The sequence below is a fragment of the Halobacillus litoralis genome, assembly GCF_020171725.1.
GTDB lineage: Bacteria > Bacillota > Bacilli > Bacillales > Halobacillaceae > Halobacillus > Halobacillus litoralis_F.
On record NZ_JAIVAJ010000006.1, the window covers coordinates 269,689 to 284,764 of the forward strand.

The following is a 15,076-nucleotide window of genomic DNA, read 5'->3' on the forward strand; positions in this document are numbered from 1 at the left end:
ATAGAAGCATCTTATAAACGAGGTATTCATATGGAGATTAAAATAACACAAGGCTTTTATGGAGATAATCTTTTAAAGCCCGCGGACTTTAACATAATAATTGATGTTGTAAGAGCATTTACAGTGTGTAATTTTGCGTTCATGAAGGGTATTAATAAAATCATTCTAGTTAATGAAATTAATGAATGTCTGAACCTAAAATCAGCAAGTAGGGACCTAATATTAGCTGGTGAAGTTAATGGTTATAAAATCGAGGGGTTCGATTTGGGGAATTCTCCAAGAGAGATTATAAAATCTAACTCTTTATTACAAGGGAAAAATCTAGTCCTCAGAACTACGAACGGTGTAAAAGCAACATTAAATTGCTTGGAGGCTAAAGAGGTTTTAGTAGCAGGATTAGTTGATTTGCAAAATATAGCACAGTATTTAAAAGAGATTGATATTGAGGATTCTAGGATAAATATAATTGCTTCGCACCCTACAAGTAATGAAGACTTGGCTTGTGCGAAATACCTTAAAGGTTTACTTACCGAGAATCAAAAGGTTTGTTTAAGTGAAGTGAAAAATAGTATTCAAACGGCAGAAGCAGTTCAAAAGTTTTATGATCCAAGTAATAAAGACTTTGACGAAGAGGATATACATCTTTGTCTCAAAGAATTTAATAATAATTTTGTGATGAAAGTTAATAAAAATGGTAGATATCCAGTAGTTGAGAGGTTTGACTTTAAATGAATAATTTTTTTTCACATACAGAAAGTGCAAACAAACGTGGGGAAAACATCCTGATTGATAAGGGGTTGCCAACTAGATATTTTCAAGATGTTATAGAAAGTCAGAGTAGTTTAGTGGATTTTGTGAAGTTTGGTTGGGGAACCTCAATAGTCTCGCCAAACATTGATGAAAAAATCGATATTTTAAGAAAACATAATGTGAAATACTTTTTCGGAGGAACACTCTTTGAAAAAAGTGTGCTAGAAAAAAGTGTGGAAGACTACATCAATTATTGCTTAGATAAAGGTTGTGAATTTGTAGAAATATCAAACGGTACAATTAATTTAAGTAATTCAGAAAAAAGCCACTATATAAGTGAATTCTCAAAGAAGTTTAAAGTTTTCAGTGAAGTTGGATATAAAGATGAAGTTAGGTCTGAAGTTATGACGACTAAAGAGTGGTTAAGTTTTATTAGACAAGACATAGAAGCTGGAGCAATAAAAGTTATTACGGAGACTAGAGAAAGTGGTCAATCAGGTATTTGCAATAGCTCTGGGGAAATTAAAGAAGATGTAATAGAAGTGATTAGCGAAATAAGTAAAGACAAATTAATATTTGAGGCACCAAATAAGGACTTGCAGGTCTACTTTATTAAAAAGTTTGGTTGTGAAGTAAACTTAGCGAATGTATCATTTGATGATTTAATATCTTTGGAAACCTTAAGGTTTGGTCTCAGGTCAGATACATTATTATAGTTTTACGGAGGAGGTTTGAAATTGACTTTTAAAGTTATGATTGTGGGAGCGGGTAAAGAACAACTTGAAATTATCATTAAATCTAAAGCAAGAGGTTATTACGTGATTGCTGTAGATGGAGATCCCAGTGCAATAGGGTTCGACTTTGCAGATGAGCATCACAATATCAGTACAAAAGATAATGTTAGAATTTCAAAGCTGGCGCTTGAAAAAAATATTGATGCCATCACATATATGATTACTGAGACACCAATGAGAAGTGTAAGGGAAGTGTGTGACCTACTAAATTTGAAAGGCCCAAGTGATAAAAGTGTTGAAGCAAGTGTTAGTAAAAGTTATATGAGAAACCTTTTTTATAAAGGAGGGATATCAAGCCCAATATATTATACTCTGAATTCAGTAAAAGGTATCTCTGGTGTTCTGAATAGTGAGAATTTAAGTTTCCCCTTAGTGGTTAAACCTTCTGATGCAGCAGGACAAGTGGGTATTTCTAAAGTAAATAGTGAGAGAGAACTGTTATCAGCTGTGGAAACGGCTTTGAAAAAGTCATCTGAAAGCAATATTGTAATTGAAGAGTTCATGGAAGGTTTTGAGGTAAATGTAATACTTGTGGTCCAAAATAAGGAGATTAAATTTCTTACTATCTCAGACAGAGTCACTAAACCAGAAGCATTTGGGATAGCTTTGAAACACGTGTACCCTAGTCAAATCTCGTATAAGACATACATTGAAATCATGAATATGTGTAACAAGATTATTGATTTATTAGAAGTGGATACAGGAATACTATACCCTCAAATTATGGTTACAAACTCTGGTCCGAAAGTTGTTGAGATAGGTGAACGGATACCTGGTGGCCAGATGAAAGATATCTTTAAGTATGCAACAGGATTTAATTTAGTGGATATTCAACTTGACTTAGTAGCTGGGAATGTCATACGTACTGATAGACATTCGGCAAGCAATGAAGCATTCAATGCAGTAATTATACAATTCCTAACAGCTGACCCTGGTCCGCTCAAAACAGGATTAGTCAAAGAAGCTAAAGGGATGAATGATTTAGATCAGTTAGTTGGTATAATTGATCACGATTATTACTTAGAGAAAGATGAAATAAGAGAACTACAAACATCTAGTGATCGTTATTATTACTATACAGTTGTCGGGGAAAGTTTAACTGACGTCAGCGATAACAGTGAGAAGGCATTCAGTGTATTGAGCTTTGAAACTGAATAAGTGAATAATGACAATTCAAGAGAAGGAGAGGGTAGAGAATGAATAAGTTTAATATAAAATATAGAGAAGAGCCACTAGTTGTTGCGGAGCTGTCTGGCAATCATAATCAGTCGCTTTCTAAAGCTTTAGAATTGGTTGATTTGGCTTCAGAGGCTGGCGTGGACGCTGTTAAATTGCAGACTTATACTCCAGATACTATGACTTTAGACTTGAAAGAGAATGAATTTAAGATTAACAATCCGGAAAATCTATGGAGCGGTTATTCACTGTATGAATTATATCATAAGTCGTTCACTCCATGGGAATGGCATGAACCTATTTTTAAGAGATGCGAACAGCTTGGAATGTATGCCTTCAGCTCGCCTTTTGATAATAGTTCAGTTGAATTTCTTGAAAGTTTAGACGTTCCTTGTTATAAAATTGCTTCCTTTGAAAATATAGATATACCTTTGATCAAGAAAGTGGCCCAAACAGGTAAACCTTTAATAATATCTAGTGGAATGGCTACAGTTGCCGAATTATGGGAAGCAGTTGAGGTTGCGAGTAAGAACGGTTGTGAAGACATAACTATATTGAAATGTACAACATCTTATCCAGCCAGGGCTGAAGATAGTAATATAAGAACAATTCCTCACATGAAAGACCTTTTCCAAAATTGTAATATTGGATTATCAGATCATACTTTAGGGATTGGTGTTGCTGTTGCTAGTGTAGCTTTAGGAGCGAAAGTAATTGAGAAACACTTAAAACTACCTGGTGATCGAGAAGGTGTGGATTCAGCTTTTTCTTTGGATCCTATTGAGATGAGAGATCTAGTAACTGAGGTCAAGAGAGCTTGGTCTTCTTTAGGTACAATTAGTTATGGGGCGACCATTAAAGAAGAACAAGCAAAGAAAAGAAGGCGGTCATTATATATATCTAGAGATGTAGTTGAAGGAGAGGAAATTACCGAGGACAATGTTAAGTCAATAAGACCGGGACTCGGTCTGCCCCCTAAATATAAGTCTGTAGTCATGGGCAGAACATTTAAAAGTGATTATAAAAAAGGTACCCCATTGTCCTGGGACTTAATCTGAAGGAAAGGGAATTCATTTTGTCTTTTGTGTTCCATGCATATAGTTAATATGTATGGAAAGTTAAAGACAAAGCGCGAATTTATGATTGTATTAATAAGGGGACAGCTTTTGTATAATTAGAGCTATCGTCAATCTACATACTTCCCCTTAGAAAATTTCAGATTAACCGATTCTATTTAAGACATCCTTTGTCATTAATTTGGAGGGTTTAGATGAAAAAAAGAATTGATGAAGTAGAAAAGTATGCTTCTAACAGTAAGGTTGTTTTGTATGGTGCTGGGGATATAACAGAAGAATTATTGGAGTATTTATCAAGTGATGCCATGGAAAACATCATTGGTTTAGCGGATATTTCAACATTAAAGAATGGGTATAGTATGGGAGGGGTGAAAATTTATTACCCTGAGAGTATTGAACTTTTGCAGCCAGACTATGTGCTCGTCAATATCCAAAGCCTGAAATCTTCCAAAGAGGTTTGTATAGAGTGGGGACAAAAACTTGGAGTGGAGTTTATTGACTTGAACCGAATATGCGGTCCTTTAAGTAATAGTATCAGTCTTTCATATCCTTATAAAGTTAAGAATAATAATAGCGATGATATACTATCATTGGAAGATGAGCCTTTTAGGTTTTATCCTAAGACTGAAAATTTCTCACAAGGTTTTTTACACTCTCCTGAATCTCCAAGTGATTTTGAGATAAAAAAGTCATCGAAGATTGCCTCGATGGGAAGTTGTTTCGCAACAGAAATTAAAAATTGGTTGAAGTTTAATGGTTACCATTACATGGAGAGTGTGAAAGGCCAAGCAGGTTATGCTGGTTCAGCAGCCTACCACAAAGTTTTCAACACATATTCGATGTTGCAAGAATTAAAAAGAGCTTATGGGCAATTTGATCCTAAAGATGTAGTGTGGGAATTTGAAAAAGATGGGGCTTCTATACTCAAAGATCCTTATCGAAGAAGTATTGCCTGGGAAAGCTTTGATAAAATGGAGTTAGAGTTGGAACAGCACAAAAAAAATGTTACAGAGGTGTTCTCAAAATGTGACTTTTTAATACTTACTGTCGGTCAGCCTGAAGTTTGGTACAATTCAGATGATGGTTATGTATATTCTCAAATTCCGCCTACAGAAGTTTTTGATCCGGAAAAGCATAAGTGGAAGAAAACAACTTATGGTGAAAACTTGGATAATTTAGAAGAAATATATTCTTTATTTAAAAAAATGAACCCTTCAGGAAAAATAATCATAAGTTTGTCACCTGTCCCTTTAAATGCAACATTCCAAAAAAAGAATAGTATAATAGCAAATTCAGAGAACAAGTCAATGCTTAGATGTGTGATTAGTGATTTCGTTGCTAATCACTCGAATAGTGTAAGTTATTTTCCATCTTATGAAATTGTAACTCAACTTGAAAAGGAACCTTACACTGAGGATATGCGCCATGTTAAATCAGACACGGTAAATAACATAATGGAATTTTTTGAAGAGTATTATTGTTATAGTAAGGTTAATAACTCAAAATTTCAAACTAGACAAATTTAGTGATGGTTCTAGTCCATTCATCTATATGCAATAATTTCCACTATATTATGACAAAATATTTCGAAAGTTTATGCAGGAATCGCCCGTGGTATGATAGAATATATATCACATAAGGATGAAAGGAGGACACTTCTTATGCTACAATACACCATTCGCGGTGAGAACTTAGAAGTGACTGATTCTATTAAAGAATACGTGGAGAAAAAGGTAGGGAAGCTCGAACGCTACTTTGATACTCCGCCATCTTCTGAGGTGCATGTTAACTTAAGTGTCTATAATGATGAGCAGACGATCGAGGTTACAATCCCGATGAAGAACCTACTTCTTCGTGCGGAGGAACACAACTCTGATCTATACGCTGCCATTGACCTTGTGGTTGATAAATTGGAGCGTCAGATTCGCAAGCACAAGACTAAAGTGAATCGTAAGTTCCGTCAAGAAGGTGCTCCGAAGTATGTATTTGCAGAGTTAGAGCGCGAAGCTCAACAAGCTACTGAACCTGAAACAGATAGTGATTTCGATGTTCAGATTGTGAAAACGAAACGCTTTGATCTGAAACCTATGGACAGTGAAGAAGCGGCGTTACAAATGGACATGCTGGGTCACAACTTCTTCGTATTCACGAATGCGAATACGGATGAAACGAACATCGTTTACAAACGCCGTGACGGTCGTTACGGTTTAATTGAAACCTGATTACCACAGAACCATCCCTGCTTCGGCAGGGGTGGTTTTTTGATGTTGAAGGGAAGGTTTTCAGGCATGAGTCTACATTTCGCTTCGTACGGTTTTCCTGGCAGCCAACTACCAAGATTGTATTTCCTTGGTCCCACCCGCATTCAAAAAGGAAGTTTCTCCAGAAGAAAATTCAATTTTCGCCTCTCCTCGCACTGTGAAAATCCATTTTTACGTTTTTGTCGACTTCTATCGATTCATGGTAAAAAGGTTCTAAGGAGGTGAATGCATGGACGGTAAGTGCCACAATTGTCACTATGTGTACGAGCGTCTGAAGCAGCAGGAGGAAACCATTGCTCAGCTCGTTCAGATCATTGCGTCGACGAATCAGAAAGTTGTTGATTTACATAAGAGACAGATGGGTGTCGAGCATCAGATTCTTCGTGAACAACCCCAGCCTTTTTCTACATCTTCGTAACCCCCACATTCCTCCAGTTTCAATTGCGAGAGGACTTTGCTTAGTGTTATGATAAGTAATGGACTATAGCATTGTATTCGTGATTTTGAAATCAACAGAGGAGATGTTTCCATATGCTTGGAACGTTAAAAAAAATATTCGGCGACGGTAACTCTCGTCAGCTGAAACGACTGGAAAAAATCGCAGAAGACATCGATGCGCTCGAATCAGATTTCGAGAAGCTGTCAGACGATGAACTGCGCCAAAAGACAGATGAATTTAAAGAACGCTATCAAAATGGCGAATCCTTAGATGATTTACTTCCAGAAGCGTATGCGGTTGTGCGTGAAGGTTCGAAACGTGTACTGGGTATGCGTCCGTTCACCGTGCAGCTTCTGGGTGCGATTACCCTTCATGAGGGGAACATTGCCGAGATGAAAACCGGTGAAGGTAAAACCCTTGCTTCCACGATGCCGGCTTACTTGAACGCTCTTACGGGCGAAGGCGTCCATATCATCACGGTCAACGACTATTTGGCGAGCCGTGACTCAACAGAGATGGGCGAGCTTTTCCAATTCCTTGGAATGACGGTCGGATTGAACCAGAACGGCATGTCCAAAGATGAAAAACGTGAAGCGTACAGTGCTGATATCACATATGGTACGAACAATGAGTTCGGTTTCGACTACCTGCGTGACAACATGGTGTTGTACAAAGAGCAGATGGTGCAGCGACCGCTTCACTTTGCCATCATTGATGAGGTCGACTCGATTCTGATTGATGAGGCGCGTACACCGCTGATCATTTCCGGTACGGCTTCGAAGTCTGCCGATTTGTATCAGTCCGCGAACTCGTTTGTCCGTCTTCTATCGAATGAAGAGGACTTTACGTACGATGAAAAAACGAAGAATGTGCAGCTTACAGAAGAGGGAATCAACAAAGCGGAGAGCTTCTTCAAGATTGAGAACTTGTTCGACCTTTCTAACGTATCGTTGATTCACCATATCAACCAGGCATTGAAGGCTCACACGTCGATGCACCGCGACACGGATTATGTCGTGGATGAAGGTGAAGTGGTCATCGTCGACCAGTTCACAGGACGTTTGATGAAAGGTCGTCGTTACAGTGACGGACTTCACCAGGCGATCGAGGCGAAAGAAGGCCTTGAGATCCAGAACGAGAGCATGACGCTTGCCTCAATCACATTCCAGAACTTGTTCCGTATGTACGACAAGCTGTCTGGTATGACGGGTACGGCGAAGACCGAGGAAGAGGAATTCCTGAACATCTACAACATGCGCGTTGTCGTCATCCCGACGAACCGCGAAATCGTTCGTGATGACAAGGCGGACCTTGTGTACAAGACGATGGACGGGAAGTTCCGTGCCGTTGTTGAAGATATTAAAGAGCGTTATGAAAAAGGACAGCCTGTGCTTGTCGGTACGGTAGCGGTTGAGACGTCTGAAATCATCTCCCGTTACTTGACGAAAGCGGGCGTAAAGCATAACGTCCTGAACGCGAAGAACCACTTCCGTGAGGCGGAAATCATTGAAAACGCGGGTCAAAAAGGCGCGGTGACGATTGCGACGAACATGGCCGGTCGTGGTACAGACATCAAGCTTGGCGATGGTGTCAAAGAGCTTGGCGGACTAGCCGTCATCGGTACAGAACGTCACGAATCACGCCGTATTGATAACCAGCTGCGTGGTCGTTCTGGACGTCAAGGGGACCCGGGTATGTCCCAGTTCTACTTGGCGACAGAGGACGAATTGATGCGCCGCTTCGCATCCGACAACATCAGAAGCATGATGGATCGCCTCGGTATGGATGATTCTCAGCCGATCGAAAGTAAAATGATCTCCCGTGCGGTTGAATCTGCTCAGAAGCGTGTGGAGGGTAACAACTTCGATGCGCGTAAGACGATTCTTTCCTATGATGATGTACTGCGTCAACAGCGTGAGGTCATCTACAAGCAGCGTTACGACGTTTTAACGTCTGATAACTTGCGTGATATCATTGAACAAATGATCGAGCGTACTGTCCAAACGACAGTGGCCGCACACACATCCGATGAGGAAGAGGAAAACTGGGAGCTCAAAGCCATCGTCGATTACATGCGCGCGAACCTTTTACAAGAAGAGGATCTTAAGGAAGCTGATCTGAAGGGCAAAGAGCCTGAGGAGATGCAGGAGCTGATCTTGGAAAAAGTGAAGGCGCGTTACGATGAGAAGGAAGAGGAGCTGACGCCTGAGCAGATGCGTGAGTTCGAGAAGGTTATCCTTCTTCGTACGGTGGACCAGAAGTGGATGGATCACATCGACCAGATGGATCAGCTGCGTCAGGGTATTCACTTGCGTGCGTATGGTCAGAACGATCCGCTTCGTGAGTACAACTTTGAAGGCTTCCGTATGTTCGAGGCGATGATTGCGAACATTGATGAGGAAGTGTCTCGTTATGTCATGAAGGCTCAGATCCGTAACAACCTGCAGCGTCAAGAGGTTGCGCAGGGAGCGAAGGCTGTGTCTGGTGGCAGTGAGAATAAGGAACCGAAGAAGAAATCGCCTTTCGTGAAAAAGGATACGGTGGGTCGTAATGATCCTTGTCCTTGCGGAAGCGGGAAGAAATATAAGAATTGCCACGGAAAATAAGGGATGTCAGGCACTCTCATTTTAGAGGGTGTCTTCCCTTGTTTTTAGTGGTTCAACATACAAAAGATTTGAAGGAGCGATTCATATGGATATGGCAGAAATTCGCCATGAACTCGACAATACAGCTAATCGTTTAGCGGACTTCAGGGGGTCTCTTTGACGTCGATCATAAGAAGACCCGCATTGCTGAACTAGAGGAAGAAATGACGATGCCTGGATTCTGGGATGACCAGCAGACGGCGCAGAAGGTCATTGATGAAGTGAACGGATTGAAGGGGCTTGTGCACACGCTTGAGGAGCACGAGGAAACGCATGAAAACCTTGAGGTGTCGTATGAGCTTGTGAAAGAGGAAGAGGACGAGGAACTGCTTGAGGACCTTGTGCAGGAAGTGCAGGCGCTGCGTAAGGGTCTGGATGAGTATGAGCTGAACATCCTTCTGAGCGAGCCGTATGACAAGAACAATGCGATTCTTGAGCTGCACCCTGGTGCTGGTGGAACGGAATCACAGGACTGGGCGAGCATGCTGCTTCGTATGTATACGCGCTGGGCTGAGCGCCGTGGTTTCAAGGTTGAAACGATGGACTATCTTCCGGGTGAAGAGGCCGGCGTGAAAAGTGTGACGCTTCTGATCAAGGGGCATAACGCTTACGGTTATTTGAAGGCAGAAAAAGGCGTGCACCGTCTCGTGCGTATTTCACCGTTCGATTCGTCTGGTCGTCGTCACACGTCATTCGTGTCGTGTGAAGTGATGCCTGAGTTCAACGATGAGGTTGAAATCGATGTGCGTACGGAAGATTTGAAGATCGATACGTACCGTTCCAGTGGTGCTGGTGGTCAGCACGTCAACACGACGGATTCGGCCGTTCGTATTACGCACCTTCCGACGAACACGGTTGTGACGTGTCAGTCGGAGCGTTCTCAAATTAAGAACCGCGACCAGGCAATGAAGATGTTGAAATCGAAGCTTTATCAGCTTGAGATTGAGCGTCAGCAGCAGGAGCTTGATGAGATTCGTGGAGAGCAGAAGGAGATCGGATGGGGAAGTCAGATCCGTTCTTACGTCTTCCACCCTTATTCTATGGTGAAGGACCACCGTACGAATACGGAAATCGGGAATACGCAAGGGGTTATGGACGGAGATCTAGACCGTTTCATCAACTCATACCTTCGTTCTCAAATGGACGCATAATGTTGATCCACCATACGTTTTGTATGGTGGATTTTTTTCTGTCATGGAGAAGGTTCTGGATGAAGTGGAGTGGTGCGTGGGGTGGGAAATAACTCGCTTTCCGTGGGCGGCGCTGAGTCTCCTCGTTCCCTTCGGTCACTGCGGGGTCTCACCTGACCTATTGTTCCCACAGGAGTCTCGCCATTTCCCACCCCACTTTATGACAATAGTGGGTCCAGAACCTCACTCTATTCCTTTTTGAAATCACCATTAGTGCGCTTGGCTCAAATGTTCACGGAATCATTCTTGTCATACATGGGGACGGTACTCTCGTTTGCTCAGTAAAGCACAAACGATAGAACCGTCCCCACGTTATTAGGTAGTACGAACCGAACCTACTCAAAACGTGGTGGGTTAACTGTTTATCTTGAAATTGAACTCTCAAGTAGAGGGTAGGTTAATTGCAATTTCATTGTAGGGTGCTTACTTGTTTATTGTGCATATTTGGAACTTTTTAGCGGAGTTGTTCGTATAGAAAAGGAGAAGTCGTAATGGGAGGGAGTTGTATGATTTTAAAATACGCGCCGATTGACCGGTGGAAAAAGAAAGTAAACCTTTCACTCCTTGAAGTAATCAGTCAGATCGTTATTATTGGTTTCTTGTTGTATATCAATAACGAGGTCGGTGCAGTGCTTGTTTATGCCGCGATTTTTACAATAGGAATTTCTATTTTCCGCGTCTTTTACTACATAAATATGCCGCAAAGGGATTATGTGAGGATATATGAAGAGTATATGATGCTCCATAGAGGAGTCATGGACCCGCGTAGAAAAATTGCTTATGAAGATATATCAAAGCTATCGAAAGTGAAAGGTGTTTTCTCAATAGGTATAGAAGGCGATGATAATGAGGAAATTTATCCTGATCAGCTTTCGGAAGCAGACTTCAACTTCTTAAAAAAAGAGCTGGAGTATAAAACAGAGTTGAGGGTTATCGAAAGGGAGGAAGAAGAAGTAGTCTGAACGGTGCCCGTTGTTTTGACGAACGTTTAACTGATGGTTATGGAATTCAAGGTGCATGAACCTTTCTGGTTTAGGTGGTGGCTAAGGCTGGGAGTCAATGGAGTATTTACTCTTCTACATATCGACTTCCCTTCATGGAAGACTAATGCCAACAGGTGAAGCGCTGTCTCTTTTTTGGGATTTTTGCTAAGATAGAGGTACTTACATATTAACGAAAAGGCGGTGGATGGGATGAAATTGAAGAAGGCGATTATTCCGGCGGCGGGACTTGGGACGCGTTTCCTGCCGGCGACGAAGGCGATGCCGAAAGAGATGCTGCCAATCGTGGATAAGCCGACGATTCAGTATATCGTGGAAGAGGCGATCGAATCGGGGATTGAGGACATCATCATCGTGACAGGGAAGGGCAAGCGGGCGATTGAGGATCATTTCGACCACGCGTTTGAGCTTGAGGACAATCTTTATAAAAAAGGGAAGTTCGAGCTTCTCGATCAGGTGAAGGAATCGGCGCAGGTGGATATTCACTATATCCGTCAAAAAGAACCACGCGGGCTCGGCCATGCGGTGTGGTGTGCGCGCAAATTCATCGGGGACGAGCCGTTTGCTGTTTTACTTGGGGATGACATCGTGCGTTCAGATGAGCCTTGCCTGAAGCAGTTGATGAACCAGTACGAAGAAACGAACTCTTCGGTCATCGGTGTGAAGCAGGTTCCAGAGGAAGAGACGAATCGATACGGCATCATCGCACCGAAGAATCAGGTGAAGCGCCGTTATGAAGTGGAGCACTTTGTAGAGAAGCCTCCCGTCGAAGAAGCGCCGTCGAATTTGGCGATTATCGGACGCTACGTGTTCACGCCGGAGATCATGGATTTGCTTGGTACGCAGGACGTCGGAGCGGGTGGAGAGATCCAGCTGACGGATGCGATTGAACGATTGAATAGTAAGCAGCCCGTTTATGGCTATGAGTTCGAAGGGGACCGTTATGACGTCGGCGATCAGCTCGGCTTTATTAAAACGACCATCGCCCTTGCACTCGAGCGCGATTCCATGCGCAGCGAAGTGCTTCATTTGATGGAAGACATGATACAGGATGAGAAGAAAAAGCAGCGGTAACAAATCCGCTGTTTTTTTGTGAGCAAAAAACGTTGTGAGACCGTTGATCAGAACCATTTCTGAAGAATAAAGAGCTTAAAAGGGGCGAGAGCGAGTGCCTCACGACTGTTTCACTCCACAAGCAACGATGAAATGGTAATGAGCCACCCCTCTCACAACACTTTCGCGATGCATAGAGCGCTCCCATTCAGCACAACCTATTCTTTACTGAATTAATGCGTTATTTCAGTCGCATTTACACAACGGAACCCTAGTGTTATACTCCTATCGGTTTAATAACGTTGTAGGGAGAGAGCTTCATGATGATGATGGCAAAAAAATATCGCAGAGAACCGATGCCACCGCTCCTCAGAAACGTGATCGAGTATGCGTTGGTCATTATCGGTTCCTTTTTTGTGGCGTTAGCCTTTAACGTCTTTTTACTACCTAATAATATCGCATCCGGCGGTGTGGCCGGGATCAGTACGATTACGAAGGCTGTGTTCGGCTGGGAGCCGGGGATTGTGCAGTGGGTGTTGAACATTCCGCTGTTTCTCACAGGGCTTTTGATCCTCGGGAAAAACTTCGGTGTGAAGTCGCTCGTCGGAACGCTTGTCCTGCCGTTCTTCGTGTTGATGACAAGTGACTTGGAACCGGCTTCTGCAGACCCATTGCTTGGAGCGATTTTCGGCGGCATGGGTGTGGGACTTGGTCTCGGGATCGTGTTCCGTGGACGAGCTTCTACAGGCGGCATCGATCTTGCGGCCCAGGTGATACACAAGTTCACGCACCTGCCACTCGGCATTTGTGTGGCGATGCTTGACGGCATGATCGTGTTGACGTCAGCGCTCGTCTTTTCCGTTGAAGCGGGGCTTTACGCACTGATCGGGCTGTTTGCGACGAGCCGTACGATCGACATCGTCCAGGTCGGATTCAATACGTCGAAAAACGTGATGATTATTACGGAAGAGATTGAAGACGTTCGAAACGCGATCTTTAAAGAAATCGACCGTGGTGTGACGGTGTTGAACGGGGCCGGAGGCTATACAGAGCAGGAGCGACGTGTCGTCATGTGTGTCGTCCAGCAAAATGAATTTACAAAATTGACCCAGACGGTAAAACGCGTTGACCCCGGGGCGTTTGTCGTGGCGATGAACGCAACAGAGGTACTCGGCGAGGGTTTTAAGACAAGCTGATTGGGTATAATACCTCTATAACATTTGATACAGAGGGGGTAATGGGATGAAGAAGTGGTTAAGTGCATCGTTTCTTATACTTATGCTTGTTCTCGGTGCCTGTGGCGGCGGTGGTAATGAGGAAGAACCGGCCGACGGAGGTTCGACGGATGAGAACATGGAAGAAGACTCCGGTGATATGGAAGGCGATTCCGGCGAAGGCATGGATGAAGGCGCATCTGAAGAAGATGGCGGAGACATGGTCGACGCTGAAGCAGCGGAAGCCGTTTTTCAAAACAACTGTGCGAACTGTCACGGTGGTGACTTAGGCGGCGGAGCGGGTCCTTCTCTACAAGAGGTTGGCTCTAAGTACTCTGCAGAGGAAATTGCCGGCATTATTAAAAACGGTAAAGGCGGCATGCCTGCACAAGGTCAAGTAGCGGAAGAAGACGTTACGCTTCTATCCAACTGGTTGGCATCTATGAAATAAAATAAAGGAAGTCCGTCTCAAGCAGAGTCGGGCTTTTTTTTGTTTCTTGCAGCTTTATTGATAAGCAACGCACAGCTCCTTAATAGAACTGTAATATTTTTTGTCTAAAAATGACCCCTCATCAATGTTATAATGAAGGTGTTTGAGAACGCTATTACTTCAACAATAAGGTGAGAATAATATGATTGATATGAAAGGTGTTTATAAAACCTATCCAAACGGCGTTACGGCGCTGAATGGGTTGGATATTGGAATTGAACAAGGCGAATTCGTTTATGTCGTCGGGCCGAGTGGTGCCGGGAAGTCCACATTCACAAAGCTGATCTACCGTGAAGAGAAGCCGAGTCGCGGAACAGTCAATGTCATTGATATAGACATTTCGCAGATGAAAGAACGCATGATTCCGAAGCTGCGCCGTCAGATCGGAGTCGTCTATCAGGATTTCCGTCTGCTTCCGACGCTGACGGTCTATGAGAACGTCGCTTTCGCCCTTGAGGTGATCGAGGAGGATCCGAAGAACATCCGCCGCCGCGTGATGGACGTGCTCGATCAGGTCCGTTTGAAAAATAAAGCGCGCTTCTTACCGGATGAGCTGTCCGGCGGGGAACAACAGCGTGTTTCGATTGCACGTGCGATCGTCAACCATCCGAAGATTCTGATTGCGGATGAGCCGACCGGAAACTTGGACCCGGATACATCATGGGAAATCATGCATATCTTAGAAGAAATCAACGAGTCGGGCACCACGATTCTGATGGCGACGCACAGCCAGGAAATCGTCAATACGATTCGTAAGCGTGTCATCGCGATTGAGGACGGCATGGTTGTAAGAGATGAATCCCGCGGAGAGTATGGATACGAGCATTAAAGGTCATTCGAGGTTCTATTTTAAAGACTGTCTCATACAGGGCAGTCTTTTTTCTTGTTTGGTTCCAATCCTTGTCAAATCCATGCTAGAATGAAGAGAAGTGTTCTGTCATACATTTACGGTGAAGCCGCTTTTTTGCTAGTATAGAGGCACGAGCA

Annotated in this window: 14 protein-coding genes; all 14 read left to right on the forward strand. The window is 43.1% G+C overall.

Going from position 1 to position 15,076, the window contains the following annotated elements; genetic code table 11:
- Window positions 1-30 precede the first annotated feature (30 nt).
- The 14 genes from LCM20_RS13335 to ftsE all read left to right on the forward strand — a co-directional run bounded on the left by LCM20_RS13335 (window position 31) and on the right by ftsE (window position 14,918).
- Complete coding sequence (locus tag LCM20_RS13335) at window positions 31-732, forward strand: 2-phosphosulfolactate phosphatase (protein WP_225195971.1); 702 nt, start codon at window positions 31-33, stop codon at window positions 730-732.
- The gene (locus LCM20_RS13340; RefSeq protein ID WP_225195972.1) at window positions 729-1,466 is read left to right on the forward strand and encodes a phosphosulfolactate synthase; all 738 of its coding nucleotides are present in this window, start codon (window positions 729-731) and stop codon (window positions 1,464-1,466) included. Before LCM20_RS13335 ends, LCM20_RS13340 begins: the two co-directional genes overlap by 4 nt.
- Before the next feature lie 21 nt (window positions 1,467-1,487).
- The gene (locus LCM20_RS13345; protein ID WP_225195973.1) at window positions 1,488-2,702 is read left to right on the forward strand and encodes an ATP-grasp domain-containing protein; all 1,215 of its coding nucleotides are present in this window, start codon (window positions 1,488-1,490) and stop codon (window positions 2,700-2,702) included.
- Between the two features lie 38 nt (window positions 2,703-2,740).
- The gene (gene pseI, locus LCM20_RS13350) at window positions 2,741-3,778 is read left to right on the forward strand and encodes a pseudaminic acid synthase (RefSeq protein WP_225195974.1); all 1,038 of its coding nucleotides are present in this window, start codon (window positions 2,741-2,743) and stop codon (window positions 3,776-3,778) included.
- Window positions 3,779-3,990: 212 nt separating this feature from the next.
- Window positions 3,991-5,322, forward strand: coding sequence for a GSCFA domain-containing protein (locus LCM20_RS13355; protein WP_225195975.1), 1,332 nt, complete (start codon window positions 3,991-3,993; stop codon window positions 5,320-5,322).
- A gap of 135 nt (window positions 5,323-5,457) precedes the next feature.
- A complete protein-coding gene (hpf, locus tag LCM20_RS13360; protein ID WP_225195976.1) occupies window positions 5,458-6,018 on the forward strand; it encodes a ribosome hibernation-promoting factor, HPF/YfiA family in 561 nt (186 codons plus the stop codon).
- A gap of 268 nt (window positions 6,019-6,286) precedes the next feature.
- The gene (locus tag LCM20_RS13365) at window positions 6,287-6,475 is read left to right on the forward strand and encodes a hypothetical protein (protein WP_225195977.1); all 189 of its coding nucleotides are present in this window, start codon (window positions 6,287-6,289) and stop codon (window positions 6,473-6,475) included.
- A gap of 113 nt (window positions 6,476-6,588) precedes the next feature.
- Window positions 6,589-9,102, forward strand: a complete 2,514-nt coding sequence (secA, locus tag LCM20_RS13370; RefSeq protein ID WP_225195978.1) for a preprotein translocase subunit SecA — start codon at window positions 6,589-6,591, stop codon at window positions 9,100-9,102.
- Between the two features lie 85 nt (window positions 9,103-9,187).
- Window positions 9,188-10,292 (forward strand): peptide chain release factor 2 gene (prfB, locus tag LCM20_RS13375; RefSeq protein WP_225195979.1). Its coding sequence is split into 2 segments (ribosomal slippage): window positions 9,188-9,259 and window positions 9,261-10,292, totalling 1,104 coding nucleotides; the frame shifts between segments, so codons are not numbered across the junction.
- A gap of 545 nt (window positions 10,293-10,837) precedes the next feature.
- Window positions 10,838-11,293: a hypothetical protein gene (locus LCM20_RS13380; RefSeq protein WP_225195980.1), complete on the forward strand. Its 456-nt coding sequence runs from the start codon at window positions 10,838-10,840 to the stop codon at window positions 11,291-11,293.
- Between the two features lie 231 nt (window positions 11,294-11,524).
- Window positions 11,525-12,406 carry a UTP--glucose-1-phosphate uridylyltransferase GalU gene (gene galU / locus LCM20_RS13385; RefSeq protein ID WP_225195981.1) on the forward strand — a complete coding sequence of 294 codons (882 nt, stop codon included), beginning with the start codon at window positions 11,525-11,527 and terminating at the stop codon, window positions 12,404-12,406.
- Window positions 12,407-12,741: 335 nt separating this feature from the next.
- Window positions 12,742-13,581, forward strand: a complete 840-nt coding sequence (locus tag LCM20_RS13390) for a YitT family protein (protein WP_412098004.1) — start codon at window positions 12,742-12,744, stop codon at window positions 13,579-13,581.
- 46 nt (window positions 13,582-13,627) lie between these two features.
- Entirely contained in the window at window positions 13,628-14,050 is a 423-nt protein-coding gene (locus LCM20_RS13395; RefSeq protein ID WP_225195983.1) for a c-type cytochrome, read from the forward strand.
- A 181-nt stretch (window positions 14,051-14,231) separates the two neighbouring features.
- Complete coding sequence (gene ftsE, locus LCM20_RS13400; protein ID WP_225195984.1) at window positions 14,232-14,918, forward strand: cell division ATP-binding protein FtsE; 687 nt, start codon at window positions 14,232-14,234, stop codon at window positions 14,916-14,918.
- The last annotated feature ends 158 nt before the right edge of the window (window positions 14,919-15,076 follow it).